We start from the raw sequence: 20687 nt of genomic DNA on the forward strand, positions 1-20687 counted from the left end.
AGGCTCGCCTTCCGAACCGCACAAGGACAGTCCCATGGTCCTGATCGAGGATGGCGCGCCCGACGGGCGTCCCAATGCACCCGAATATTCGGTCTCCGAACTTTCGGCCGCCGTCAGACGCATGGTGGAGGGGGAATTTCCCTTCGTCCGGGTCCGGGGCGAGGTGGGGCGCGTGTCGCGACCCGGTTCCGGACATCTCTACTTCGATCTGAAGGATGCCAATGCTGTCCTGGCCGCTGTGGTATGGAAGGGACAGGCCGCACGTCTGACCGCCCGTCCCGAGGAGGGGCAGGAGGTGGTGGCCATCGGGCGGCTGACCACCTTTCCCGGTTCGTCGAAATATCAGATCATCGTGGAGGATCTGGTGCCGGCCGGGGCGGGCGCGCTGATGGCTCAGCTCGAGGCACGGCGTCGCAAGCTCGCGGCCGAGGGCCTGTTCGATGCGGCTCGCAAGAAGCCGATTCCCTACCTGCCGCGGGTGATCGGGGTTGTCACCTCGCCATCCGGTGCGGTGATCCGCGACATCCTGCACCGTCTGCGGGACCGCTTTCCCAGCACGGTTCTCGTCTGGCCGGTCGCCGTCCAGGGGGCCGCCTGCGCGCCCGAGGTGGCTGCCGCCGTGCGGGGATTCAATGCCCTGCCCGAGGATGGCCCGATTCCGCGCCCCGATCTGCTGATCGTGGCGCGGGGTGGAGGCTCGATCGAGGATCTCTGGGGCTTCAATGACGAGGCCGTGGTGCGGGCTGTCGCCGATTCGGCGATTCCCGTCATCTCTGCCGTCGGGCACGAGACGGACACCACCCTCATCGACCACGCTGCCGACCTGCGCGCCCCCACGCCCACGGCGGCGGCGGAACTGGCCGTGCCCGTGCGGGCCGAGCTGCTCGAGCGGGTCGAGGGCGCGGGTGCGCGGCTCTCGCGGGGGATGCGCATCGCGCTCCGGCAGCGGAGCCAGCGCCTGGGCGATCTCGGTCGAGCGCTGCCGCGCGGCGAAGCCCTGATTGCGAGAACGCAGCAGCGGCTCGACCTGCTTGCCATCCGTCTGCCGCGTGCCCTGCAGGGGGTTGCGGCACGGGGGCGGGTGCGGCTTGCGGATCTGCGCCTGAGCCCCTCTCTCCTGCGCCGCCAGCTCCGGGATGGGCGGCGGCGCCTGGAAGGGGCGGCGGAGGAGATGACCCCGGCCTGCCTTCGGGGGATGCAGCTCCGGCACGACCGGCTGGCTGCTCTGGGCAGCCGGCTCGACCGGACCCTCGAGGCACGTCTGGATCGCCCACGCGACAGGCTTGCGGCGGTGGCCCCCCGGCTGCTGCCTGCTGCGGCGCGGCTCTGGCAGCGGGCTGGCCGGGACTTCGACCGTACCGCGGCCCTGCTGACCCCCGATCTGCCCCGCACCCATCTGGCCCGTCTGCAAGGCCGGCTCGACGCGCTGGCCCGCCTCAACGAGACGCTGAGCTATCGGGCCACGCTGGCACGCGGTTATGCTGTCGTGCGCAGCGAAGGCGGTATCGTCACCACCGCGGCCGGGGCGGCGCGTCACCCGCTGCTGCAGATCGAATTCGCCGATGGGGTGGTTCCGGTCGTTCCACGTGGGGGGGCGCCGGCTTCACGCCGCCGATCTTCGGGGTCGGGCGGAGAGCAGGGCAGCCTCCTCTGACCCTTCAGGCCCCGACGCCCCCGCAGACCAGCCCGTCGGGCGCCTCGCCGATCTCGTAGAGCACCGATTCGTCGCCGCCCAGAAACACGGCCCGAAGCCGCTCACCCTCCTGATAGACCTGCCAGCACTGGGGCGAGGACGGATCGTCGTCATAGACGAAACAGATCGCCGGATCGTCTGACGGCCCCTCCTCGTACCAGCGGCCCGAAAGGCATTCCGTGCTTCCGGCCCAGGCCCAGGTGACGCGGCGGTCGGGATGATAGTGCTCGATGCCGTAGGGCTCGGTCCCCTGCATGCCATAGGTCAGTGTCCTGCCCTCGACCAGGATCTCGAATTCGGCCGCGCCCAGCGGCTCGGGGTCCTGCGCGGCAACGGGCAGGGCAGAGGCGATCAGGAGGAGGACAATGCGCAGCATGGGCCAAGGGTAGGCTGCCTGTGCCGCTCCTGCCAGTCACCTCCGCGGGAGTCCGGCCCAGGCGGCAGCCCGCCGGTCCATGATCCGTCGCCACAGCGGCGGCAGAAGCGCGATCGTGCCCATCACCGGCAACGAACGGGGCAGCATTGGCGCCGGCTCGGGCAGGCGCAGGGCCGGATAGGGGCGTGCCGGGTTGGCATGATGATCCGAATGGCGCGGCGCATTCAGCATCAGCGCCGAAGAGACCGGATGCGGGCTGTTCCAGGAATGCCGCGCGCTGACCGGTTCGGGTCGCCCATCGGGCCGCACCGCGCGCACAAGGCCGTAATGCTGGACATAATCCGACAGCAGGAGCTGTCCTGTCGCGATCAGCCCGATTCCAATCCAGACCGCCACGCCCCGCCAGCCGCCGAGACCGAAGACGAGCGCCCCCCAGGCCCAGGTGGCCGCCAGATAGCCAGCATAGGGATGGCGCCACCAGGGCCTTCCCGCCCGGCGCAGCCGGTCCCGCTCGGCAAGAAAGCCCTTGCGCAGCGATCCCCGCCAGGCCCGGCCCGCAAAATGCCAGTAGCCTTCGCCCAGCCGGGCGCTGTTGGGGTCTGCAGGGGTTGCAACATGGACGTGATGGACAAGCGGATGGGCCGATGCATGGTGACCGAACAGCACCGCCGCGTAATGGAGTGCCCCCAGCCGGCGAAGGGCACGGCTCTGGCGATGGATCAGTTCATGAGCGGCGGCATTGCCTACCTGCCCGAGATAGAAGGCCGTTGCCAGTACCATGCCGGCCCGTTCCCAGAGGGCGAAGGCCCCGCTCCCGATGGCCTTCACCGTCAGCGCGAGCAGCAGAAGCCCCCCCGCCGCGACCGCAACCAGAAGGGTGTCCGAACCGGGAAACTCCGCCTCCGGATCGGCCGCGGGGACCTGCTGCACCAGCCGGTCCAGAAAGGCCACCAGCACCGACATCCCGAGGAAACCCGCCCATGCCCATTCACCCCCCAGGGCGGTGCCGGCCAGGGCAAGGAACAGCGGCGTCAGCGTGGCGGCAGCAAAGAAGGACATGATGGCCGCACTCTAGCATGGGAAGACCGCTCCGGAAGACGCTGTGGAGCCACGTGCCGTCTTCCCGTGGCGGCGGCGTTCCGTCCTGCTCGGGCTTTCCGTCCTTCCTGCGTCGCGCGCGCTTGGCCTCGGGCTTCCGAGATATTAGGTGAGCCCTGATCCGATGCGGAGTGTCCATGTCCTTCTTCGGCAAGCTCAGGGAGCGCCTGTTCAAGTCCTCCTCCCGTCTCGAGGAGGGGTTGAGTGGCATCGTGGGCGGTGGCTCCGCCGCATCCGGTCCGGCAGAGGGGGCGGCCGCCGCGCCCCTGGCGGACGCGGAGACGGTTCCCGCGCCTTCAGGACAGCCGTTGGAGCCCGAAGCAGGGCGCCCCGGTCTTCTCGGCCGTCTTCTGGGGCATCAGGCTGCGGCCGACCTGCCGCGCCGCGTTCTCGACGATGCCATGCTCGAGGAGATCGAGGATCTGCTCGTGGCCTCCGACATGGGGGTGGACACCGCCCGGCGCGTGACGGCGAATCTCGCCGAAGGGCGTCTTGGCCGCCGCCTTTCGGTACCCGAGATCAAGGCGCTGCTTGCGGCCGAGATCGCGCGCATCATGGAGGGGGTCGCACGCCCCATGCCGCTGTTTCCGAAACGCCCGCAGGTGGTGCTGGTGGTCGGGGTCAACGGCTCGGGCAAGACGACGACGATCGGCAAGCTGGCCAGCCAGTTCCGTCAGGCGGGCAAGTCGGTCGTGATCGCGGCGGGCGATACCTTCCGCGCGGCGGCGGTGGAACAGCTTCAGGTCTGGGGTGCACGCGCAGGGGTTCCCGTCCTGACCGCAAGGCCGGGATCGGATCCGGCCAGCCTTGCCTTCGAGGCGATGGAGCATGCGGCCCGCGAGGGCGCGGACCTGCTGCTGATCGACACGGCCGGGCGGCTTCAGAACCGGCAGGATCTCATGGAGGAACTTGCCAAGATCGTTCGTGTCATCCGCAAGAAGGATCCGTCTGCTCCGCACAACACGCTGCTGGTCCTGGATGCGACGACAGGCCAGAACGCGCTCTTGCAGGTGGAGATCTTCCGGCGGGTCTCGGATGTGACGGGCCTGGTGATGACGAAGCTGGACGGGACTGCCAAGGGGGGTGTCCTTGTCGCGCTGGCCGACCGGTTCGGCTTGCCGATCCATGCGATCGGCGTGGGAGAGCAGATAGACGATCTGCAGCCCTTTGACCCAGAGGAATTCGCGCGCGCCCTGACGGGGCTGTGACGGCGGTCCGGGGGCTCTGTCCGGTCAGGCAGGGTTGTCGTCGCGCCCGGTTTCGGGATCGTGATGGCGCTCGATCGCGGCCACCACCGCCAGAAGGATCAGCACCAGCCCTGTTGCCAGCATGGCCAGCGGGATATGGCCTGCCCCCGCAGCCAGGCCGATGGCCCCAGCCAGCCAGAGCGAAGCGCCCGTGGTGATGTTCCTGACGCGCCCGCCTGCGGTGAAGATCAGCCCTGCTGCCAGGAAGGCGACGCCTGCCGTGGTGGCTTCGATGAGACGCAACGGATCGACCTGCATGTTGCCTACGACGCCGAAATCGGTCTGGGCCAGCTCCATGCCCACGATGTGGAACAGGCAGGCGGCGAGCGACACAAGCATATGGGTGCGCAGTCCTGCAGGCTTGCGGCGCCATTCGCGTTCGGCCCCGATGAGGCCACCCAGCAGGATGGCGGCGAGGATGCGGATTGTGGCGACCTCGAAGGGAACTGCGCCGAAGCTGCCCAGGAATTCGGCCCTCAGGGCGTCGAGCATGGTCACTTCCTCTTGCATGGCGGGCTCTTGCGGCGTCGTTCCCCTGCGGTCATGGTCGGGGGCGCGAAGGATCCGGGAAAGGTCATCACAGAACTGTCATGCCGATGCGTTCCGTCAATCCCGTTCTGAAGCAGGCGCTCGAGCTTGGGCCGACCCTGGTCTTCTTCCTGCTCTATCTGTGGATCAAGGATGAAAGCTACCGTATCGGCGGCACGACCTATTCGGGCTTCATCGTCGCGACGCTGGTCTTCATTCCGATCCTTCTGGCCGCGATGCTCGCGCTGTGGCGGCTGACCGGGCGGATTGCGCGGTTGCAGGTCTTTACGGCGGTCATGGTCGTGGTGTTCGGGGCGCTCACCGCCTGGTTCAACGACGAGCGCTTCTTCAAGATGAAGACCACGCTGGTCTACGCTGTCCTGGCTGCCCTTCTGGGGGTGGGCCTGCTCTGGAGACGGTCGACACTCGAATGGGCAATGGGCGAGGTGCTGGCCATGCGGCATGCGGGCTGGATGATCCTGACCCGACGGCTGGCCCTGGTCTTTGCTGCACTGGCCGTCGCCAACGAGATCGTCTGGCGCACCCAGCCTACGGAAATCTGGGTTCCGGTCGAGACCTTCGGCTTTCCCCTCGCCCTCACGCTGTTCCTCTGGTTCCAGATCCTGACGCTCCGGCCCTATCTGATCGAAGAGCCGCCTGACAGCGTGCCGGATCGCTGAAGCCGGCCTCGGATGACACCGGTCGGTCCGGTTTCAGGCCCAGGTCCTGGCGGCATCGGTCAGGAGACGGCGGAATTCGGCGAAGACGGGCTCTTCACGCGCGCCGCGCAAGGTGGTCAGCCCGATCAGGGCCGGTTCGCCCGGAAGGGGCACGGCGACCTTGCGCAGATCCGGCCGCAGATTGCGCAGACCGGCGGCGCTGTAGGTCTGCACGGCTACGGCGTTGCTTTCGGCCACCATCTGTTCGACCGCCGAAAAGAACTGGATCTCGCAGGTCTGGATATGGGGCATCATCTCGTGCTGCCCGAAGAGACGCTCCATGTAGGCGCGAACCGGACTGCCATAGGGAGGCAGCAGCCATCTTTCGTCGCGCAGATCCTCGAGCCGGCGCGCCCGGACATGGACCGGGTGATCCTTGCGGGCGAAGATGGTGAACTCTTCCTCGGACAGCGGCGTCTCGATCAGGTCCGCAGGGCAGGTTTCCTTGCGCATGATCCCGACCAGCCCCTCGATCTCGCCTCGGCGCAGGGCGCTGACCAGGCCGGGATAGGTGCCCGGCACCAGCACGAGGCGCGCCCGCGGGTGATCCTCGCTGAGCCGGGCGAAGACGCGCGGAATCAGCACCTGACCCGAGAAGGGGAGGATGCCGATGGCGACGCGGCCGGCAAGCTGGCCCTCTTCGGCCTGAAGCTGGTCGCGCAGGGCACACAGCGCCGCCGCGATGCGTCCGTGCAGATCGCCCAGTTCCTGTGCGGCGGGCAGCGGGCGCAGGCCCGAGCCGCTGCGTTGGAAGAGCGGCAGGGCCAGATGCTGCTGCACCCGCGTCAGGGTCCGGCTGACGACCGGCTGGCTGCATCCGAGTTCGAGCGCGGCGGCCGTGGCGCCACCGGTGCGCCGCGCCGCGTCGATGATCCGCAGGTCGCCGATGCCTAGGGACCGCTCCAGCCGCGGATGGGTGCGCCGTCCCGCGAAGAGCCGCGCCTCCGCTGCCCCCAGCGCCTGACGGATGCTGCGGGCGAACTGGCAGACAAGGTCGCCTTCGCGCGTCGTCTCGGCCCCCGACCAGCCGCGGCGGAAGACTTCGATCCCCAAGGTCTGCTCGACCCGGCCGATCAGTCGCGACAGCGTCGGCTGCGAGGTATGGAGCTGATCGGCAGCCAGCCGGAAGTTGCGGAGGTCGGCCACGGCGGCGACAGCGACAAGGTGCCGGATGTCCAAGTCTGGCACATCTGTGCTCATGGGGTCTTGCTAGCATGTCGCCCTGCGCTGGCAAGCCCGTCGGCGTCCGACGGGCCGCTGTCCATGACGGATCCGAATAGCGTCATGAGCGATCCGCATTAGGCCCCTCGCGGAGGGCGGTCTGCCCTTCCGATGATCCGACCTCGAAGGTCTAGGTCCCGGCCATGAGAGGCCCCCCCTGATCACCGCGTGCAGGCGCGGCCCTGAGACCAGCCGCCTCTGGTCGCTTTTGTCCCTGCTCGCCTCTCTGCGGTCGATGGCCGTCATGTGCGGCGGCGCTCTTGGCGAGCGCCGACGGCCGACGGGTCTGCAATGGCTGGAGCTGGATGCTCGTCTCACTCGCAGCTGGGGCGATAGACCAGCCGCGCCGCCTCGGGCGAGTCGATGTTCGCCTGCGTCAGCAGGTGCTGCGGCAGCCCCCGGACCTCGCTGCTGACCGGAACGGGGCCGCTGTGGCCGCCGCGGAGATACTCCACCAGGGCATCGACCGAAGCCGCCCCGATTTCGGCGGCGGGCTGGGCGATAAGGGCGGTGATGGTGCCTTCGCGCAGGGCCTCCACCTGGGGCGGCACCGCGTCGAAGGCGATGATGGTCACCTGACCGGCAAGGCCCGCAGCCTTGACCGCCGCCGCGGCCCCCACACCGTCGGGGCCGTTCGATGCGATGATGACCCTGAGGTCGGGGTTGGCGATCAGCGCCGCCGCCACGCCGGAGGTGGCCTTGTTGATGTCGAAGGTGGAATAGATCCGCTCGACCTCGGTCAGGCCGGGGCGGGCGGCGGCAATGGCCTCGACAACCGGCAGATAGCGGCTTTCCAGCGGGGCGAGGCCCTGAAGCCCCCCCAGCACCAGCATCTTGCCCTCGGCCTCGGGGATCAGCGCCAGCAGATCGTCGATGAAGCCTGACGGATCGGGCGAGGACCAGATGAGGCGCAGATGCGCCGGCGGTTCGGTTGCGGCATTGGTCACGACCGGGACGCCGTTCGCCATCATCTCCTGATATTGGGTGGCGAACATGTTGACGCTGGGAGAATAGCCGAAATAGCCGTCGGGCCGGGTCAGCATGGCGGCATTGAAGCTGGCCTGGACCGCGGCGGCATCCATTGTCGTCGCGGTGAAGAGCTGAAGGTTGACGCCCAGTTCCGCCGCCCGTTCCGAGGCGCCGCAGCCGATCGTGGTCCAGAACGGGTCCTGCGTGTTCTGTAGCAGGCCCACCAGATCGATGCTGTCGTCCTGCGCCAGCGCGGGCAGGGCTGTGCCGCTCAGCATCAAGGCAGCCGCTGCGGCGATCAAGCCGCGGATTTGTCTTGTCATGGTTTCCTCCCGGGTTGGGCGCGCCGTCCGGCGGGCGGTCGCGCGTGGTGATCCCATGGCCGGGTTCGGCCATGGCGTGGCATGGGGCAGGGCGTCAGGGGCGCCGGCTGCTCATGCGGTCGAGCCCGACCGCAACGATGAGCACCGCTCCTACGGCCATGAGCTGATAGGCGCTCGACACCCCGATGATGACGAGTCCGTTCTGCAGGATCACGGCCAGGGCCACCCCCCAGATCGTGCCCATGATCGAGATGCGGCCCCCTTCCAGCGCGGTCCCGCCGATGACGGCGGCCGCGACCGCCTGCAGGGCGGCATTGTTGTGGCCGTTGATCACCGTGGTCTGGTAATGGGCGATGTCGATGAATCCGGCCAGACCGGCCAACATGCCGGCCAGCACGAACAGGCTCATCACATGCCGCGTCACGCGCAGACCGACCCGCTCGGCCGCGAGCGGGGCCGAGCCGATGGCGAGCGTATGGCGGCCGAAGGCGGTGAAGCGGATCACGACCCACATCGCGAGGGCCACGGTCAGCGCCAGCAGGGCCGGGGCGGGAATCCCCCCGATCGTCCGCAGGCCGAAGCCCGATTGCAGCTGGTGCGGAAAGCCGGTCACATCCTGGCCGTTGCCCGTGGCGACCAGCGCGAAGCCGGTGATCACCCCCAGCATCCCCAGCGTCGCGATCAGCGAGTTGATGCCGAAGACGGCCACCAGCATCCCGTTCAGCGCGCCGATCATGGCGCCCGTGCCGAGGCAGACCACAAGGCCGGCGAGGATCGTGACGCCGACACCGGCGCCCGCGCCGACCATCGCCACCATGGCCAGGGCCGCCATGACCGAGGACATGACCAGATTGGCCCCAAGCGAGAGGTCGAACTTTCCGGCCCCGAGCAGCATCGCAAGGCCGACCGCAAGGAGCAGTGCTTCGGCCCCGCTGAGCAGAAGGGCCTTCGTGTTCAGCCAGGACAGGAAGACACCTTCGCGCGACAGGGCGGTGAACAGGGCGATCAGGGCGATGTCCAGCAGGAAGATCCAGGTCGCCCGCGCCCCCATCAGCCGCTGGAGGGGCGTTCTCTGGCGTGCGCGGTCGTCGGTTTCAGGTTCGGCCATGACCGGGACGGCCTTGGTGTCGCTCATCACGCGGCCTCCTTCACATGGCCGACCATGGTAGCGACAAGGTCCGGCACGGTCAGATCCGCGGCCGGTGCATCCAGGACCGTCTTTCCCCGCCACAGGACGACGACGCGATGGGCTACCTCCAGCACCGCCGGAAGGTCGTGGCTGACCACCAGCACGCCAAGGCCCCGGTCCGCGACGCTGCGCATCAGGTCGCAGACGATCCGGCTCTGCCTGGCGGCCAGCGCGGCAGTCGGCTCGTCCATCAGCACGGCCTTCGAGGACCACATCACGGCCCGGGCAATCGCAACCGCCTGCCGTTGTCCGCCCGAAAGTTCGCGCACCGGAACGGTGAGGGAGGGCAGCGCGATGGACAGCTCCTTCAGTGCGGCATCGGCCCGTTCGGCCATCTCCGCCCTGTCGAGGATCCCGAACCCGCCCAGGACACCCCTCCGGCGGATCTCATGGCCAAGAAAGATATTGTCCACCGTCGAGAGGTCGGGTGCCAGCGCCAGATCCTGATGGACCGTATCCACACCCAGGGCCTGCGCATCGCGGACCGATGTCAGATCCACCTCCTGCCCGCCGATGATCACGCGCCCGGCATCGGGGCGGTAGATGCCCTGCAGCACGCGCAGGAAGGTCGACTTGCCTGCGCCGTTGTCGCCGCAGAGCGCCACGATCTCGCCCGGTCGGACGGCGATCGAGGCGTCGCGCAGCGCCGTCACATGACCGAAGCTCTTCGCCACATGCTCGGCACCGATGGCAAGCGGTGGATCCTGTGATGCGACCCCCCTGGTCCGTGTCGTCATGCGTCTCTCCGTCGAGGAACCCGTCCGGTCGAGCGGTCCTCACCCTCCCGTCGCGAAAACTCCTATCCAGACCACGGGCGGCAGACTTATTCAGAAGCGGAATGGATGTGCTCAGCTTCCGCATAACCACAGGCGGCATGACGGATCTGCCCGGACGGCGGGCCTTTTCGCTGTCCGCAGGACGTCAGGCGCCGGGCTCGAACCGGACCACGATTTCGGCCAGGATCCCGTCGAAGGCGGCGGTGGCGGCATCGGGTTCGGCAGAAGCAAGCCGCGTCACACCGATCGGCGCCCGACGGCGCGGGAAGGGGACGGGAACCTCGCCGAGTTCGGGCCGCAGGAGCCTCAGCCGCCGGTCGCTGTAGGTCAGCATGGCCACGGAATGGCTGTCCACCAGCATCTGTTCCGCCGAACCGAAGGTCAGAAGCTCGCAGGTCTGGGTGGGCGGCGTCAGGTTCAGATCGAGAAAGACCCTCTCGAAATGGCTGCGGATCGGGGTGCCATGCGGGGCGACGATCCAGTTCGTCGCAGCCAGCGCCCGCGGATCGGCGGCCCGCGTCTGAAGCGGGTGGTCCCGGCGCGCGACCACCGCGAAACGCTCGTCGTAAAGCCGGGTCTCGAGCAGGCCCGTGGGGCAGGCCTCCTGCCGCAAGATTCCGACGATCCGGTCGATCTCGCGCCGGCGCAGAGCCTCGACGAGGCTGTTGTAGCTGCCCGGCAGGAGCGCCAGCCGGACATTGGGATGACGGTTGGTCATCTCCGCGAAGGCCTTCATGATCAGGTCCTGGCCGGAGAACGGGAGCATCCCCACGGCGACACGGCCCACCACCTGGCCCTCCAGTCGCGCCAGATGCTGCGGCAGTTGCGCCAGCAGGAAGGTGATGGTGCCGTGCAGTCGGGCCAGCGTCCGCGCAGGCTCGAGCGCGACCATGCCGGAGGGCGCGCGCTGGAACAGCACGAGGCCGAAGCGCCGGGAGAAGTCCGAGAGGGTGCGGCTGACCTCGGGCTGGCTGCGCCCGAGGCGGCGTGCGGCAAGGGTGACGCTGCCCTCGCGGATCAGGGCGTCGATGGCCCGCAGATGATCGGATGTGAGGCCTGCACGGAGACGGGGGCGCGGACCGCCCCCGAAGGGAAGGGCCTGCTCTGCCGCGTCCACGGCCGCCAGGATCGCGCCGCAGCTCCGCGCGACCACATCGCCCTCCTGCGTGGTGTCGGCTCCCTCCCATCCACGGGCGAACAGCGTCACGCCCAGCTTGGCTTCGGCCGAAGCCACCAGCCGCGACAGCGTCGGCTGCGAGGCATGCATCGCTTCGGCCGCCGCCTTGAAGCTGCGCGCCCGCGCCACTTCCGCCACGGCACGCACCTCGCGCAGATCGAGTTCGCTCCCGGCCATGCCCGGCTCTCGGCTCCTCCCGCTGTCCCCGAAGCGCATCGTCGCATGTCCGGGGCCGGCTGCACAGGACGATGACCCGCCGGTTATGCCGGAACTGTGCAGACCGATACCGGAATCGCATTGGTGGCCGGAATCCCCCTCGGATCAATCATTCCCGAAGTTCAGATCGGGAATGCCCATGTTCGAGCGGTTTTTCGTGCGCGAGGACAGTCTGCGCAACGTGGTGAAGGATGGCAGGGTGAGGGGTTTCTGCCTGGCGGTGAAGAACGCCAACTATCGCGGCGTCTACCTGTCGCTGCACAACGGCTATTTCCTCGAGGTGGACGGCGTGAACTACCCGCGAGAGGCGCAGAGCTTCGCGATCAACGGCCTCCCGCCGCGCAGCTTTGCCGAGATCGCGCGCGCGGTGCACGAGCACTGGGATTACCCCGACGAGGGCATCCTGCATGTCGCCTGCCCCGGCGGCCTCGCGCCCGGCCGGCACCGGATCCGTATCCAGCAATCGGTGCTGGCGGCCTATGGCTATCGCCCCACCGATGAGGAATGGGTGCGCACACCGCCCGTCCCGGGTTCGGGCGCAGGGTCGGACAAGGCGCCGGACATTTCCGAATTCATGCTGGAGCTTCAGGGCGAGGAGGTCGTGGCATGACCATCACCATCCGGCGGGGCGTCTCGCTCTACAGTTTCCAGCAGGCGCGCTTCTTCGGCGACATGACGCTTGATGACGAGCTGGCGGCGGTGGCGTCCTTCGGCGCGACCGGGGTCGAGATCGTGGACGAGATGACGCTGCGCTATCCCGATCCGGGCGCGGCCTTCGTCGATCACTGGCACCGGCGGCTGGCCGCCCTGGGCCTGACCCCGGTCGCGATGGACGTGGGCATGGATGTGCTCCAGTTCCGCGACCATGTGATGAGCCACGAGGAATGCGCCGAGCGCCTGCGCCACGACATCCGCCTGGCGCGGCGGCTGGGTTTCGGCGTCGTCCGGGTGCTGTCCGTGACGCCCCTGGACGTGATGCTGCGCGCCCTGCCCGAGGCCGAGCGTCAGGACATCCGCCTTGGCCGCGAGATCCACCAGCCGATGACGCTGGAAGGCCCGCAGGTGGCCGAGATCATCGACTGGGCCGAGGCGCAGGCTTCGGACCGGCTGGGCATCGTGCCCGATCTCGGCATCTTCCAGTTCCGCCCCTCTGAGGCGCATCTCGGCTGGTATCGCCGCAAGGGGGCGCAGGAGGCGGCCTGCGCGGCGGCCATCGCGCTGTCGGATCTGATCCGCAGCGGCGAGGCCGGATCCCTCTTCGACATGTCGCGGCACACCGCGGGCAATGTCCGCGCCGACTATCGCCGGTTCCTGACCACGGGCGAGGCGCCGGAGGGGCTCGCCCCGGCCTTCCGCGCGGTGAAGGACTGGGCCGACCGGCATGTGCCCGCCCCGCAGGAGGTGGATTACGTCGTGGTGGGCGAGGCGCTGACCTTCTCGAACACCCGGCCCGAGACCCTTCGCCAGATCGCGCGCCATGTGACCCATGTGCATGGCAAGTTTTACGAGATGTCGGAGATTCCGGGACGGCCGGGCCAATATCACGACGCCTCCATCGACACCGAAGCTGCGATCGGCGCGTTGAAGGCGGGCGGATTCTCGGGCTACGTGAACTCTGAATACGAGGGCCAGCGCTACTATCAGGATCGGACCCGCGCCGAGCTGATGAGCGAGGTCGAGCAGGTCCGCCGGCATCAGGAGATGCTGGCGCGTCTGATCGGATAGGGGCCGGCCATGTGGGCAATCGTGGGAAGCTATGCCGAGGGCGACGTTCCCGGCGGCCTGACCGTGTTCCGGCTGGATCCGGCGACGGGGGCGATGCAGGCGGTGGCCAGGGGAGACCGCGACATTCAGGCGGGTTATCTGGTGCATTCGCCCCGGACCGGCACGGTCTATTGCGTGGACGAACGCAAGACCGACGGGCGCGGCCCGGTGGGGCAGCCCGCCGCGATCCATGCCTTCGGCTTCGATGCCGCGACCGGGGCACTGATCTGGAAGGACCGCTGCCCGGTCTTCGGCCCGTTCCCGACCTTCCTTGACTTCGACGAGGCGCGGGGCCTTCTTCTGTCGGCCAGCCACGGCAGTTTCGACCATGTCGAACAGGTGCGGCGCACGGCGAGGGGATGGGAGGTCGAGTATCTCTATGACCACTCCACCGTCGCGCTCTACCGGCTGAAGGCGGACGGCAGCTTCGACGGGATCGCCGACCTGCATGTGCTCGACGGCCACGGACCCGACCCCAACACGTCGCCGCAGGCGGGCGGGCATGCGCAGGCCTCGGCCCATGCGCATTGCGCCACCCTCGATCCCTCGCGCCGCTTCGTGCTGGTCTGCGACAAGGGCACCGACAGCCTGCGCATCTATCGCCTGACCGACCGGCTGGAGCCGGTGGCGCACGTGCCCTTCCCGCCGCAGACCGCGCCGCGCCATGTCGCCTTCGCCCCCGACGGGCGGCGGTTCTGGATGGTGCTGGAGCTTTCCTCGGAACTTGCCTCGCTTGATTTCGACCCGGACACCGGGGCGGTCAGGCTGCTGGACCGGGTGCGCACCACGGGTGCCAGTTACTCCGGCCCGAACGAGCCCGCCGAGCTGCGGCTGTCGCCGGACGGGCGGCACCTCTACGTCAACAACCGCGGAGAGGATTCGCTGGCCTGGTTCTCCATTGCACCCGGTGGCGCGCTGAAGCGCCAAGGCGCGGTGATGGTGGCCAAGTCCATTCACCCCCGCCTTGCCGCGCGCAGCTTTGCCTTTGCCAGCCCCGGCCTGATCCTCTTCGCCGACCGCCCCGCCGGCCTGGTCCGCAGCTTCGCCGTCGATACGGACAGCGGCGCGCTGAGCGAAATCGCCACGACCGCCGTCCCCGGCCCTGCCTTCGTGGCGATCATCCCCGAAAGGCCCGGCCCATGACCGACACCCAATTCGATGCCCTGGTGATCGGCTCGGGCGCCTCGGGCAGTTTCGCGGCCAAGGAGCTGACCGAACGGGGGCTGCGGGTGGCCCTTGTCGAAGCCGGACGCGAAATCGGGCCCGAGGATTTCGCCGACCCGCCGAAGGGCCCGGTGGAAAAGGGCATCCAGCTGCGCCAGCGCGCCATTGCCACGATCCTCGGCCAGCATGTGCAGGCCAAGGTGGCCTTCTTCGGCCACCAGTTCCGGCATCTCTTCGTCAACGACCGCGAACACCCCTACGAGACCACGCGCGATCAGCCCTATCTGTGGATCCGCGGCAGGCAGCTCGGGGGGCGGCTTCACACCTATGGCCGCGTCCTGATGCGCTGGTCGGATACCGACTTCAAGGCCGGGTCGCGCGATGGTGCAAGCCCCGACTGGCCGATCGCCTATGGCGATCTCGCGCCCTACTACGACAAGGTGGAAAGCTTCCTCGGTCTCGTCGGCACCCCCGAGGGCCTGCCCAACCTGCCCGACGGAAAGTATCTGAAACCGGGCCATCTGACCGCGGCCGAGCGGCGTCTGAAGGAGGCGGTCGAGGGCCGCTGGCCCGAGCGGCGGGTCACGACCTGGCGCTACATGCCCCCGAACCCGCGCCGTGTGCCGCAGCCCCTGCTGGCCGCGATGGCGACCGGGCGGCTGACCGTCCTGGCCGACCGCATCGCCCGCAAGGTGCTGACCGACCGATCCGGCGCAAGGGCCATCGGGGCCGAGGTGATTGACAGACGCAGCGGGCAGGTCTCCATCCTGACCGCCCGCGTCGTCGTCCTCTGCTGCTCGCCGGTCGAGACGGTCCGGCTGATGCTGAATTCGGCCAGCGACGCCCACCCCGAGGGCCTCGCCAACGGTTCGGGAATGCTGGGGCGCTGCTTCATGGATCAGGCGCCGCTGGTGATCTTCGGCACCATCCCCGGCCAGAAGGGTAAGGAGGACGACCCGACCTGGGACCCCGACCCCTGGTATGGCCGCACCGGTGGCGCCTACATCCCGCGGTGGGAGAATGTCGGGGACCGCCACAACCCCGTCTTCCTGCGCGGCTACGGCTTTCAGGGCACGGCGGCGCGGCTTTATGTGCCGCCGCACAAGCGGGCGCAGTTCGCCTTCATGGGCTTTTGCGAGATGCTGCCTGCCCCCGACAACCGCATCACCCTCTCGCATCGGCGCGACCGCTGGGGCATGCCGATCCCGCATATCCGCTGCCATGTCGGCGAGAACGAGCGCAGGCTTCTCATGGCCGCCTCGGACGAGATTCGGGCGATGGTCGAGGCCGCGGATTTCGAGGTCGAATGGATCGGCTCGCCGCTCGGGCTCACGGAATACGGCCGCGGCGCCTACCCGGACGAAGACCCGATCAGCCGCTGGTTCTTCCGCCGCTTCTTTCCCCGCGCGATGACGATGGGCGCGGCGATCCATGAAAGCGGCGGCGCGCGGATGGGCGATGACCCGGCGACCTCGGTCCTGAACCGGCACAATCAGGCCTGGGAGGTGCCGAACCTCTTCGTCACCGATGCCGCGGCCTTCCCGACCAGTGGCACGGCGGGCACGACGCTGACCATCATGGCGCTGACGGTGCGCGCCTGCGAACACATCGCCGGGGAATTGGCGGCAGGGCGGCTCTGACCGCCGCGTGGCTGGCGAAGAAATGACGCGCCGCATGGCCCTGCGGCGCGTCCGGCCCGAGGGGCGGGGGCTATTTCTGCGCGCGATAGCTTTCCCGCGCCGCCTCGTGGATCGGCCAGGGATGGACCTCGGCGCCCACGGTCATCTGGACATGCCGCTCGACATGCGGCTTGGCCGTGCCGCCATCCTTCTCGCCCCACAGGATCCGAAGCTTCGTGCCCTGCGCGGCGAGATCCGGCCGCACCATCGCCAGCGAGATCCAGGCCCGTTCGTTGGCGGAATAGACGGGGTAGGTGGACAGTCCCACAAGCGCGCCGTCGAGCAGCACCTGATCATAGGGATGGGCGGCATAATGGCCCGCCGGCAGTTCCATCAGCTTCGGCCCCGGATAGGGGCCCATGAGCCCGTCGAAGATCTTCAGCACGTCCTCGCGGTCCCAGACCAGCGTCACCTTGGTGCGGTGCGGCTGCGCGGCCATCCTCTCCAGCGCCGGGCGGCCGATGAAATCATGGTCGAACTTCACCATCCGTCCGTAACCGAGGTCCCAGGGCGTGAGGTAGTAATCTTCGACATTCTCGGGCTGGAAGCTGCCGCCGACCGAGCAGACCGCCAGGAAGTTGTCGGCCGGCAGCCATTGCCGGAAGCCCTTCATCGCCTCGCCCGTGTAGATCGCCGGCAGCGGCGAGGGGATCCAGCCCGACTCCATCGCCGCGCAGGAATAGGCCCGGCTGCCGGCGCGCAGCATACCCCATTTCGCGCCGACCTCGATCAGCCGGTCATAGACCTTCTTGCCTTCCTCGTAAGGCCCCCAGAGCTCCAGCCCCGGCGCGCCGCCCATGCCATGCGCCAGCGTGCGCGCCTTGCAGCCGGCGATGGTGATCTCGCCCATGTGGAAGAAGCGGGTGGTCAGCGGCCCGCCCTCGTTGACCTCGTTCAGGATGTCGAGCGCCTTCGGCCCCTGCACCTCGAAACGGTAGAGCCGGCGCGGCCTGTCGGGGTTCTCGAGGCTGCGGATGTCGAGCTCGGTGGTGACGTTCCAGCCCGAGATTTCGGCCTGATAGGCGATCCAGTAGGCAAGCGGCGGGCGCCCGACATAAAGGTATTCGTCATCCTCGAGCCCGAACAGGATCCCGTCGCCGATCACGTAACCGTCGGGGTTCACGCAGACGAGCTGCTTGGCCTTGTCGCGCCCGAAACCGGCAAAGCTGTTCACCCCGACATGCGACAGAAGCCGCAGCGCATCGGGCCCGCGCACATAGAGGTCGGTCATGTGATAGGACTGGTTCAGCAGCACCGCCCCGTGCCGCCAGGCGCGGACTTCCTCGATCCAGTTGGTATATTGTGGCGCGATGGGAAAGACATAGGGCCCCATCTGCGAATTCTGCAGCATGGCGGCGGGGCTGGGCCATTCCTTGAGCCGGTCTTCAAGTGTCCTCGTGGTCATCGGTGTCCTCGGTTTCGTGGCATGCGGTCGGTTCCGGATGACGGCTGTCCTGTTGCGCTTCGGAAAGGATCCGGTCTGCGGACCGGCCGACCACGCGCGAACCCTAATGTCCGGCTGTTGCCGCCGCTTATCCCGGTGCCCGATAACCGGTTTCAGATTTGCAATGGCGGATCCGCGAAGGGGGGTCAGGCCGGAAAGACCAGCCCGTCCATCAGCTTGCGCGCGGTGCGCAGGGTTCCCGCCGCGCGAACCGATCCGTCGGAATTGCGCTCGAGGAACAGCTCCACCGCGCCTGTCGGATGTTCGATCAGGAAACGGTCGTCAGGCGGAAGGACGGCAAGGGCGGCGGCGGGGCTTTCGGGCAGGAGACAGGCGGTCGCGACCGAGACGGCGGCCAGCACGCCGATCGAGGCATGAACGCGGTGCGGGATCCAGGACCGGGTGGCGATGACGCCTCCGCGCCGCGGCGGCGAAACCAGGATCATCTTCGGCACCGACTGTTCCGCCACCTCGCCCAGGCCCATCATCCGCCCGGCCTGAAGCCGGATCGGCTCCAGCCGCCTGCGGATGTCCTCGCGCGCCTCCAGCGTGTCGCGGTCCTCCTCCCCGGTCAGGCCGAAATCGGCGGCCCGCATCACCACGCAGGGCATGCCGTTGTCGATCAGCGTGCAGGCCAGACCGTCGATCACGTCCACGGCCCGGCCGGTCGGCAGCAGCGCCCCGCACATCGACCCGGCGATGTTCTGGAATATCAGCGGGATGGCGGCCGCCGTTCCGGGCACCCCGTCGATGGCGGTCTCTCCGTCATAGCGCACGCGCCCGCCGGGGGTCTGCACGCGGGCGACCGCCACTTCGCCGGTGTTCAGCATGTGGATGCGGACCGGGGTCTCGCCGTCCTGCGCCGACACCAGCCCGCGCTCGATGGCGGCCGGGCCGACGCCCGCCAGGATGTTGCCGCAGGGCTGGGCCGCGCTGACAAGCGGCCGGTCGACGAAGACCTGAAGGAACAGGTAATCCACGTCCGCGTCAGGCCGCGTCGAAGGCGACAGGATCGCCACCTTGGATGTCAAGGGATCAGCTCCGCCGATGCCGTCGATCTGGCGTGGGTCGGGGCTGCCCATGATCCGCAACAGAAGGGCATCCCGCGCGGCCGGGTCCGCCGGCAGGTCGCGGGCCAGGAAATAGGCGCCCTTCGATGTGCCGCCCCGCATCCACAGGCAGGGGATGCCCTCAGACATATTTCAGCCCCTTCGCCGCCAGCGCCGGGCGCATGCCGTAGAGGTCGAGCCCGAGTTCCCCCGCGGCCAGCCTCGCCCGCTTGTCCGCTTCGGCCGCAAGCCGCTTCTCGGCGGCGGCAAGGACGGCCTCGGCCTCCTCGCGGCGCACGACGACGACGCCATCGTCATCTGCGACCATCACGTCGCCGGGGTGGACCGTCTGACCGGCGCAGACGATGGGCAGGTTCACATCGCCCAGCGTCTCCTTCACGGTGCCCTGGGCGCTGATCGCCTTCGACCAGACCGGAAAGCCCATCGCGGTCAGGTCGCGCACGTCGCGCACGCCTGCATCGATGATCAGCCCCCGGCAGCCCCGCGCCATTGCCGAGGTGGCGAGCAGTTCGCCGAAATAGCCGTTGTCGCAGGGGCTCGTGGGCGCCAGCACCAGCAGGTCGCCGGGCTGCACCTGTTCGATGGCGACGTGCAGCATCCAGTTGTCGCCGGGCGGGGCGCTGATCGTGACGGCCGATCCCGCCACCTGCGCACCGGCATAGATGGGCCGCATGGAGCTGTGCAGACAGCCGCGGCGGCCCTGCGCCTCGTGCACGGTGGCGACGCCCGCGCGCGCAAGCCCTTCGATCACCTCAGGCGCGGCGCGGGGAATGTTCCGGACGACAACGGCCATCTCACGGCTCCTTCTTCACGGGCGGCGTGCCATGGGTGTGGAAGGTTTCGATGGTCTTCAGCCCCCAGGCCTGGCCCTTCTTCCGCTCGGCCTCGGTCCAGACCACCGGCTCCCAGTCGGGTGCCAGGATCAGCCGCGCGCCGGCATTGGCAAGCTCCACCCGGTTGCCCGCGGGTTCCCAGACATAGAGGAAGAAGGTGCCCTGGATCGCATGCTTGTGCGGGCCGGTCTCGATATGGACGCCGTTCTGGAGGAAGATGTCCGCCGCGCGCAGGATGTCCTCGCGCTGATCCGTGGCATAGGTCACGTGATGCAGACGCCCGTGGCCGCCGCCGTGTTCCTCGGTGCAGGCGAGATCATAGGTCTTGTTGTTCACCGTGAACCAGCAACCGCCGAGCCGGCCGTTGTCGAGCCGGATCATCTCGGTCACGCGGCTGCCGAGGCAGGTTTCCATGAAGCGCCGGAACTCGGTGACGTCTTCGGCGAGCAGGTTCACATGGTCGATCCGGCGCGGCGCGGCGCCGGTGAAGGCGCTGGCGGTGTTCTTCAGCGCCGGGCGGTCGGCCTCCTGCGGCTCGGCGCGGCGAGTTTCGTAGTAGATCTCGAAGACATGGCCGAAGGGATCCTCGAAGCGGAAGGCGGGTCCGTGGCCCATGTCGCCCTCGGTCCAGCCATGCACCCGGTAGCCCGAGGCCTCGATCGCCTTCACCCGCCGCTCCAGCGCCTCGGGGCTGGCAGCGCGATAGCCGATATGGCCCACGCCCGTGGTCTGATGGCGCGTCAACTTCAGGCTGTGGAACTCGTAGTCGTCCCAGGCGCGCAGCCAGGCGCCGGTCTCGTCCTGTCCGGAGAGTTTCAGCCCGTAGACGCGGGTGAAGAAGTCGAGGCTGTCCTCGAAACGGTCGGTGTAGACCTCGACATGGCCCAGATGGGCGATGTCGAAGGACGGGTTGGTCGTTGCGTTCACGGTGACTCCTGTAAGGGCAGGGGGCCCTGATCCCGGTTCATTCGGCGGCGGCCAGCACGCGGGCCAGCCAGGCATAGGCGGTCTGCACGTCGTAGTTTCCGCTGTGAGGGGTCATCCAGGGCAGGGCGAAGTCCACCTCCCTGACATCGGCATCGGCCCGGGCGGCGGCGGCCAGCGCCAGAGGCACCGCAAGGGACGTGTCGCGGTCGATCATGCCATGGCGGACATACCAGTAGGGCGCGGCCTTGGCCTCTGCTCCCAGATAGGCCATCGG

General features: G+C 68.6%; 20 protein-coding genes. 7 read left to right on the top strand and 13 right to left on the bottom strand.

Features of this window, described 5'->3' with window-relative positions:
- Window positions 1–34: 34 nt before the first annotated feature.
- Window positions 35–1654 (top strand): exodeoxyribonuclease VII large subunit, encoded by a 1620-nt coding sequence (xseA, locus tag RUTHE_RS02175; protein ID WP_021096607.1) that lies wholly within the window; start codon window positions 35–37, stop codon window positions 1652–1654.
- 4 nt (window positions 1655–1658) lie between these two features.
- Here the strand turns inward: xseA and RUTHE_RS02180 are convergent, their stop codons facing one another.
- On the bottom strand, window positions 1659–2069 hold the full coding sequence (locus RUTHE_RS02180) for a hypothetical protein (protein WP_021096608.1): 411 nt from the start codon (window positions 2067–2069) through the stop codon (window positions 1659–1661).
- A 36-nt stretch (window positions 2070–2105) separates the two neighbouring features.
- Window positions 2106–3128, bottom strand: coding sequence for an alkane 1-monooxygenase (locus RUTHE_RS02185; protein ID WP_021096609.1), 1023 nt, complete (start codon window positions 3126–3128; stop codon window positions 2106–2108).
- A 176-nt stretch (window positions 3129–3304) separates the two neighbouring features.
- Here RUTHE_RS02185 and ftsY point away from each other — a divergent pair, with 176 nt between their 5' ends.
- Window positions 3305–4375: a signal recognition particle-docking protein FtsY gene (gene ftsY / locus RUTHE_RS02190; RefSeq protein ID WP_021096610.1), complete on the top strand. Its 1071-nt coding sequence runs from the start codon at window positions 3305–3307 to the stop codon at window positions 4373–4375.
- Window positions 4376–4399: 24 nt separating this feature from the next.
- Here the strand turns inward: ftsY and RUTHE_RS02195 are convergent, their stop codons facing one another.
- Window positions 4400–4906 carry an MgtC/SapB family protein gene (locus tag RUTHE_RS02195; protein WP_040644938.1) on the bottom strand — a complete coding sequence of 169 codons (507 nt, stop codon included), beginning with the start codon at window positions 4904–4906 and terminating at the stop codon, window positions 4400–4402.
- Window positions 4907–5004: 98 nt separating this feature from the next.
- Between RUTHE_RS02195 and RUTHE_RS02200 the strand changes: the two genes are divergently transcribed.
- Window positions 5005–5622, top strand: a complete 618-nt coding sequence (locus tag RUTHE_RS02200; protein WP_040644939.1) for an inner membrane-spanning protein YciB — start codon at window positions 5005–5007, stop codon at window positions 5620–5622.
- A 33-nt stretch (window positions 5623–5655) separates the two neighbouring features.
- Here the strand turns inward: RUTHE_RS02200 and RUTHE_RS02205 are convergent, their stop codons facing one another.
- From RUTHE_RS02205 to RUTHE_RS02225, 5 genes are all read right to left on the bottom strand, one after another.
- Window positions 5656–6861 carry a LysR family transcriptional regulator gene (locus RUTHE_RS02205; protein ID WP_021096613.1) on the bottom strand — a complete coding sequence of 402 codons (1206 nt, stop codon included), beginning with the start codon at window positions 6859–6861 and terminating at the stop codon, window positions 5656–5658.
- A gap of 335 nt (window positions 6862–7196) precedes the next feature.
- Entirely contained in the window at window positions 7197–8174 is a 978-nt protein-coding gene (locus RUTHE_RS02210; protein WP_021096614.1) for a sugar ABC transporter substrate-binding protein, read from the bottom strand.
- A 94-nt stretch (window positions 8175–8268) separates the two neighbouring features.
- On the bottom strand, window positions 8269–9309 hold the full coding sequence (locus RUTHE_RS02215; RefSeq protein ID WP_021096615.1) for an ABC transporter permease: 1041 nt from the start codon (window positions 9307–9309) through the stop codon (window positions 8269–8271).
- A complete protein-coding gene (locus tag RUTHE_RS02220) occupies window positions 9309–10100 on the bottom strand; it encodes an ATP-binding cassette domain-containing protein (RefSeq protein WP_021096616.1) in 792 nt (263 codons plus the stop codon). The genes RUTHE_RS02215 and RUTHE_RS02220 overlap by 1 nt, the downstream gene beginning before the upstream one ends.
- A gap of 184 nt (window positions 10101–10284) precedes the next feature.
- Complete coding sequence (locus tag RUTHE_RS02225) at window positions 10285–11493, bottom strand: LysR family transcriptional regulator (protein ID WP_040644941.1); 1209 nt, start codon at window positions 11491–11493, stop codon at window positions 10285–10287.
- 178 nt (window positions 11494–11671) lie between these two features.
- Here RUTHE_RS02225 and RUTHE_RS02230 point away from each other — a divergent pair, with 178 nt between their 5' ends.
- Genes RUTHE_RS02230 through RUTHE_RS02245 form a run of 4 tightly spaced genes read left to right on the top strand, consistent with a single transcriptional unit; the run spans window position 11672 to window position 16100 of the window.
- Window positions 11672–12142: a C-glycoside deglycosidase beta subunit domain-containing protein gene (locus RUTHE_RS02230; RefSeq protein ID WP_021096618.1), complete on the top strand. Its 471-nt coding sequence runs from the start codon at window positions 11672–11674 to the stop codon at window positions 12140–12142.
- Entirely contained in the window at window positions 12139–13257 is a 1119-nt protein-coding gene (locus RUTHE_RS02235) for a sugar phosphate isomerase/epimerase family protein (RefSeq protein ID WP_021096619.1), read from the top strand. The genes RUTHE_RS02230 and RUTHE_RS02235 overlap by 4 nt, the downstream gene beginning before the upstream one ends.
- 9 nt (window positions 13258–13266) lie before the next feature.
- On the top strand, window positions 13267–14439 hold the full coding sequence (locus tag RUTHE_RS02240) for a lactonase family protein (RefSeq protein WP_021096620.1): 1173 nt from the start codon (window positions 13267–13269) through the stop codon (window positions 14437–14439).
- Window positions 14436–16100, top strand: coding sequence for a GMC oxidoreductase (locus RUTHE_RS02245; protein ID WP_021096621.1), 1665 nt, complete (start codon window positions 14436–14438; stop codon window positions 16098–16100). Before RUTHE_RS02240 ends, RUTHE_RS02245 begins: the two co-directional genes overlap by 4 nt.
- 70 nt (window positions 16101–16170) lie before the next feature.
- Here the strand turns inward: RUTHE_RS02245 and RUTHE_RS02250 are convergent, their stop codons facing one another.
- The 5 genes from RUTHE_RS02250 to RUTHE_RS15240 all read right to left on the bottom strand — a co-directional run bounded on the left by RUTHE_RS02250 (window position 16171) and on the right by RUTHE_RS15240 (window position 20684).
- A complete protein-coding gene (locus RUTHE_RS02250; protein WP_021096622.1) occupies window positions 16171–17544 on the bottom strand; it encodes an aminomethyltransferase family protein in 1374 nt (457 codons plus the stop codon).
- 185 nt (window positions 17545–17729) lie between these two features.
- Window positions 17730–18782 (bottom strand): 4-oxalomesaconate tautomerase, encoded by a 1053-nt coding sequence (locus tag RUTHE_RS02255; RefSeq protein WP_021096623.1) that lies wholly within the window; start codon window positions 18780–18782, stop codon window positions 17730–17732.
- On the bottom strand, window positions 18775–19446 hold the full coding sequence (locus tag RUTHE_RS02260; RefSeq protein WP_021096624.1) for a 4-carboxy-4-hydroxy-2-oxoadipate aldolase/oxaloacetate decarboxylase: 672 nt from the start codon (window positions 19444–19446) through the stop codon (window positions 18775–18777). Before RUTHE_RS02260 ends, RUTHE_RS02255 begins: the two co-directional genes overlap by 8 nt.
- A 1-nt stretch (window position 19447) precedes the next feature.
- The gene (locus RUTHE_RS02265) at window positions 19448–20413 is read right to left on the bottom strand and encodes a VOC family protein (RefSeq protein ID WP_021096625.1); all 966 of its coding nucleotides are present in this window, start codon (window positions 20411–20413) and stop codon (window positions 19448–19450) included.
- Window positions 20414–20450: 37 nt separating this feature from the next.
- A complete protein-coding gene (locus RUTHE_RS15240; protein ID WP_021096626.1) occupies window positions 20451–20684 on the bottom strand; it encodes a hypothetical protein in 234 nt (77 codons plus the stop codon).
- Window positions 20685–20687: the final 3 nt, after the last annotated feature.

This window comes from Rubellimicrobium thermophilum DSM 16684 (assembly GCF_000442315.1).
Taxonomy (GTDB): domain Bacteria; phylum Pseudomonadota; class Alphaproteobacteria; order Rhodobacterales; family Rhodobacteraceae; genus Rubellimicrobium; species Rubellimicrobium thermophilum.

What these genes read in the sequence shown, in the direction of transcription:
- xseA (WP_021096607.1), top strand. Translation starts at nt 35, where the DNA reads ATGGTCCTGATCGAGGATGGCGCGCCCGACGGGCGTCCCAATGCACCC.
- RUTHE_RS02180 (WP_021096608.1), bottom strand. Translation starts at nt 2,069, where the DNA reads ATGCTGCGCATTGTCCTCCTCCTGATCGCCTCTGCCCTGCCCGTTGCC.
- RUTHE_RS02185 (WP_021096609.1), bottom strand. Translation starts at nt 3,128, where the DNA reads ATGTCCTTCTTTGCTGCCGCCACGCTGACGCCGCTGTTCCTTGCCCTG.
- ftsY (WP_021096610.1), top strand. Translation starts at nt 3,305, where the DNA reads ATGTCCTTCTTCGGCAAGCTCAGGGAGCGCCTGTTCAAGTCCTCCTCC.
- RUTHE_RS02195 (WP_040644938.1), bottom strand. Translation starts at nt 4,906, where the DNA reads ATGCTCGACGCCCTGAGGGCCGAATTCCTGGGCAGCTTCGGCGCAGTT.
- RUTHE_RS02200 (WP_040644939.1), top strand. Translation starts at nt 5,005, where the DNA reads ATGCCGATGCGTTCCGTCAATCCCGTTCTGAAGCAGGCGCTCGAGCTT.
- RUTHE_RS02205 (WP_021096613.1), bottom strand. Translation starts at nt 6,861, where the DNA reads ATGAGCACAGATGTGCCAGACTTGGACATCCGGCACCTTGTCGCTGTC.
- RUTHE_RS02210 (WP_021096614.1), bottom strand. Translation starts at nt 8,174, where the DNA reads ATGACAAGACAAATCCGCGGCTTGATCGCCGCAGCGGCTGCCTTGATG.
- RUTHE_RS02215 (WP_021096615.1), bottom strand. Translation starts at nt 9,309, where the DNA reads ATGAGCGACACCAAGGCCGTCCCGGTCATGGCCGAACCTGAAACCGAC.
- RUTHE_RS02220 (WP_021096616.1), bottom strand. Translation starts at nt 10,100, where the DNA reads ATGACGACACGGACCAGGGGGGTCGCATCACAGGATCCACCGCTTGCC.
- RUTHE_RS02225 (WP_040644941.1), bottom strand. Translation starts at nt 11,493, where the DNA reads ATGGCCGGGAGCGAACTCGATCTGCGCGAGGTGCGTGCCGTGGCGGAA.
- RUTHE_RS02230 (WP_021096618.1), top strand. Translation starts at nt 11,672, where the DNA reads ATGTTCGAGCGGTTTTTCGTGCGCGAGGACAGTCTGCGCAACGTGGTG.
- RUTHE_RS02235 (WP_021096619.1), top strand. Translation starts at nt 12,139, where the DNA reads ATGACCATCACCATCCGGCGGGGCGTCTCGCTCTACAGTTTCCAGCAG.
- RUTHE_RS02240 (WP_021096620.1), top strand. Translation starts at nt 13,267, where the DNA reads ATGTGGGCAATCGTGGGAAGCTATGCCGAGGGCGACGTTCCCGGCGGC.
- RUTHE_RS02245 (WP_021096621.1), top strand. Translation starts at nt 14,436, where the DNA reads ATGACCGACACCCAATTCGATGCCCTGGTGATCGGCTCGGGCGCCTCG.
- RUTHE_RS02250 (WP_021096622.1), bottom strand. Translation starts at nt 17,544, where the DNA reads ATGACCACGAGGACACTTGAAGACCGGCTCAAGGAATGGCCCAGCCCC.
- RUTHE_RS02255 (WP_021096623.1), bottom strand. Translation starts at nt 18,782, where the DNA reads ATGTCTGAGGGCATCCCCTGCCTGTGGATGCGGGGCGGCACATCGAAG.
- RUTHE_RS02260 (WP_021096624.1), bottom strand. Translation starts at nt 19,446, where the DNA reads ATGGCCGTTGTCGTCCGGAACATTCCCCGCGCCGCGCCTGAGGTGATC.
- RUTHE_RS15240 (WP_021096626.1), bottom strand. Translation starts at nt 20,684, where the DNA reads ATGGCCTATCTGGGAGCAGAGGCCAAGGCCGCGCCCTACTGGTATGTC.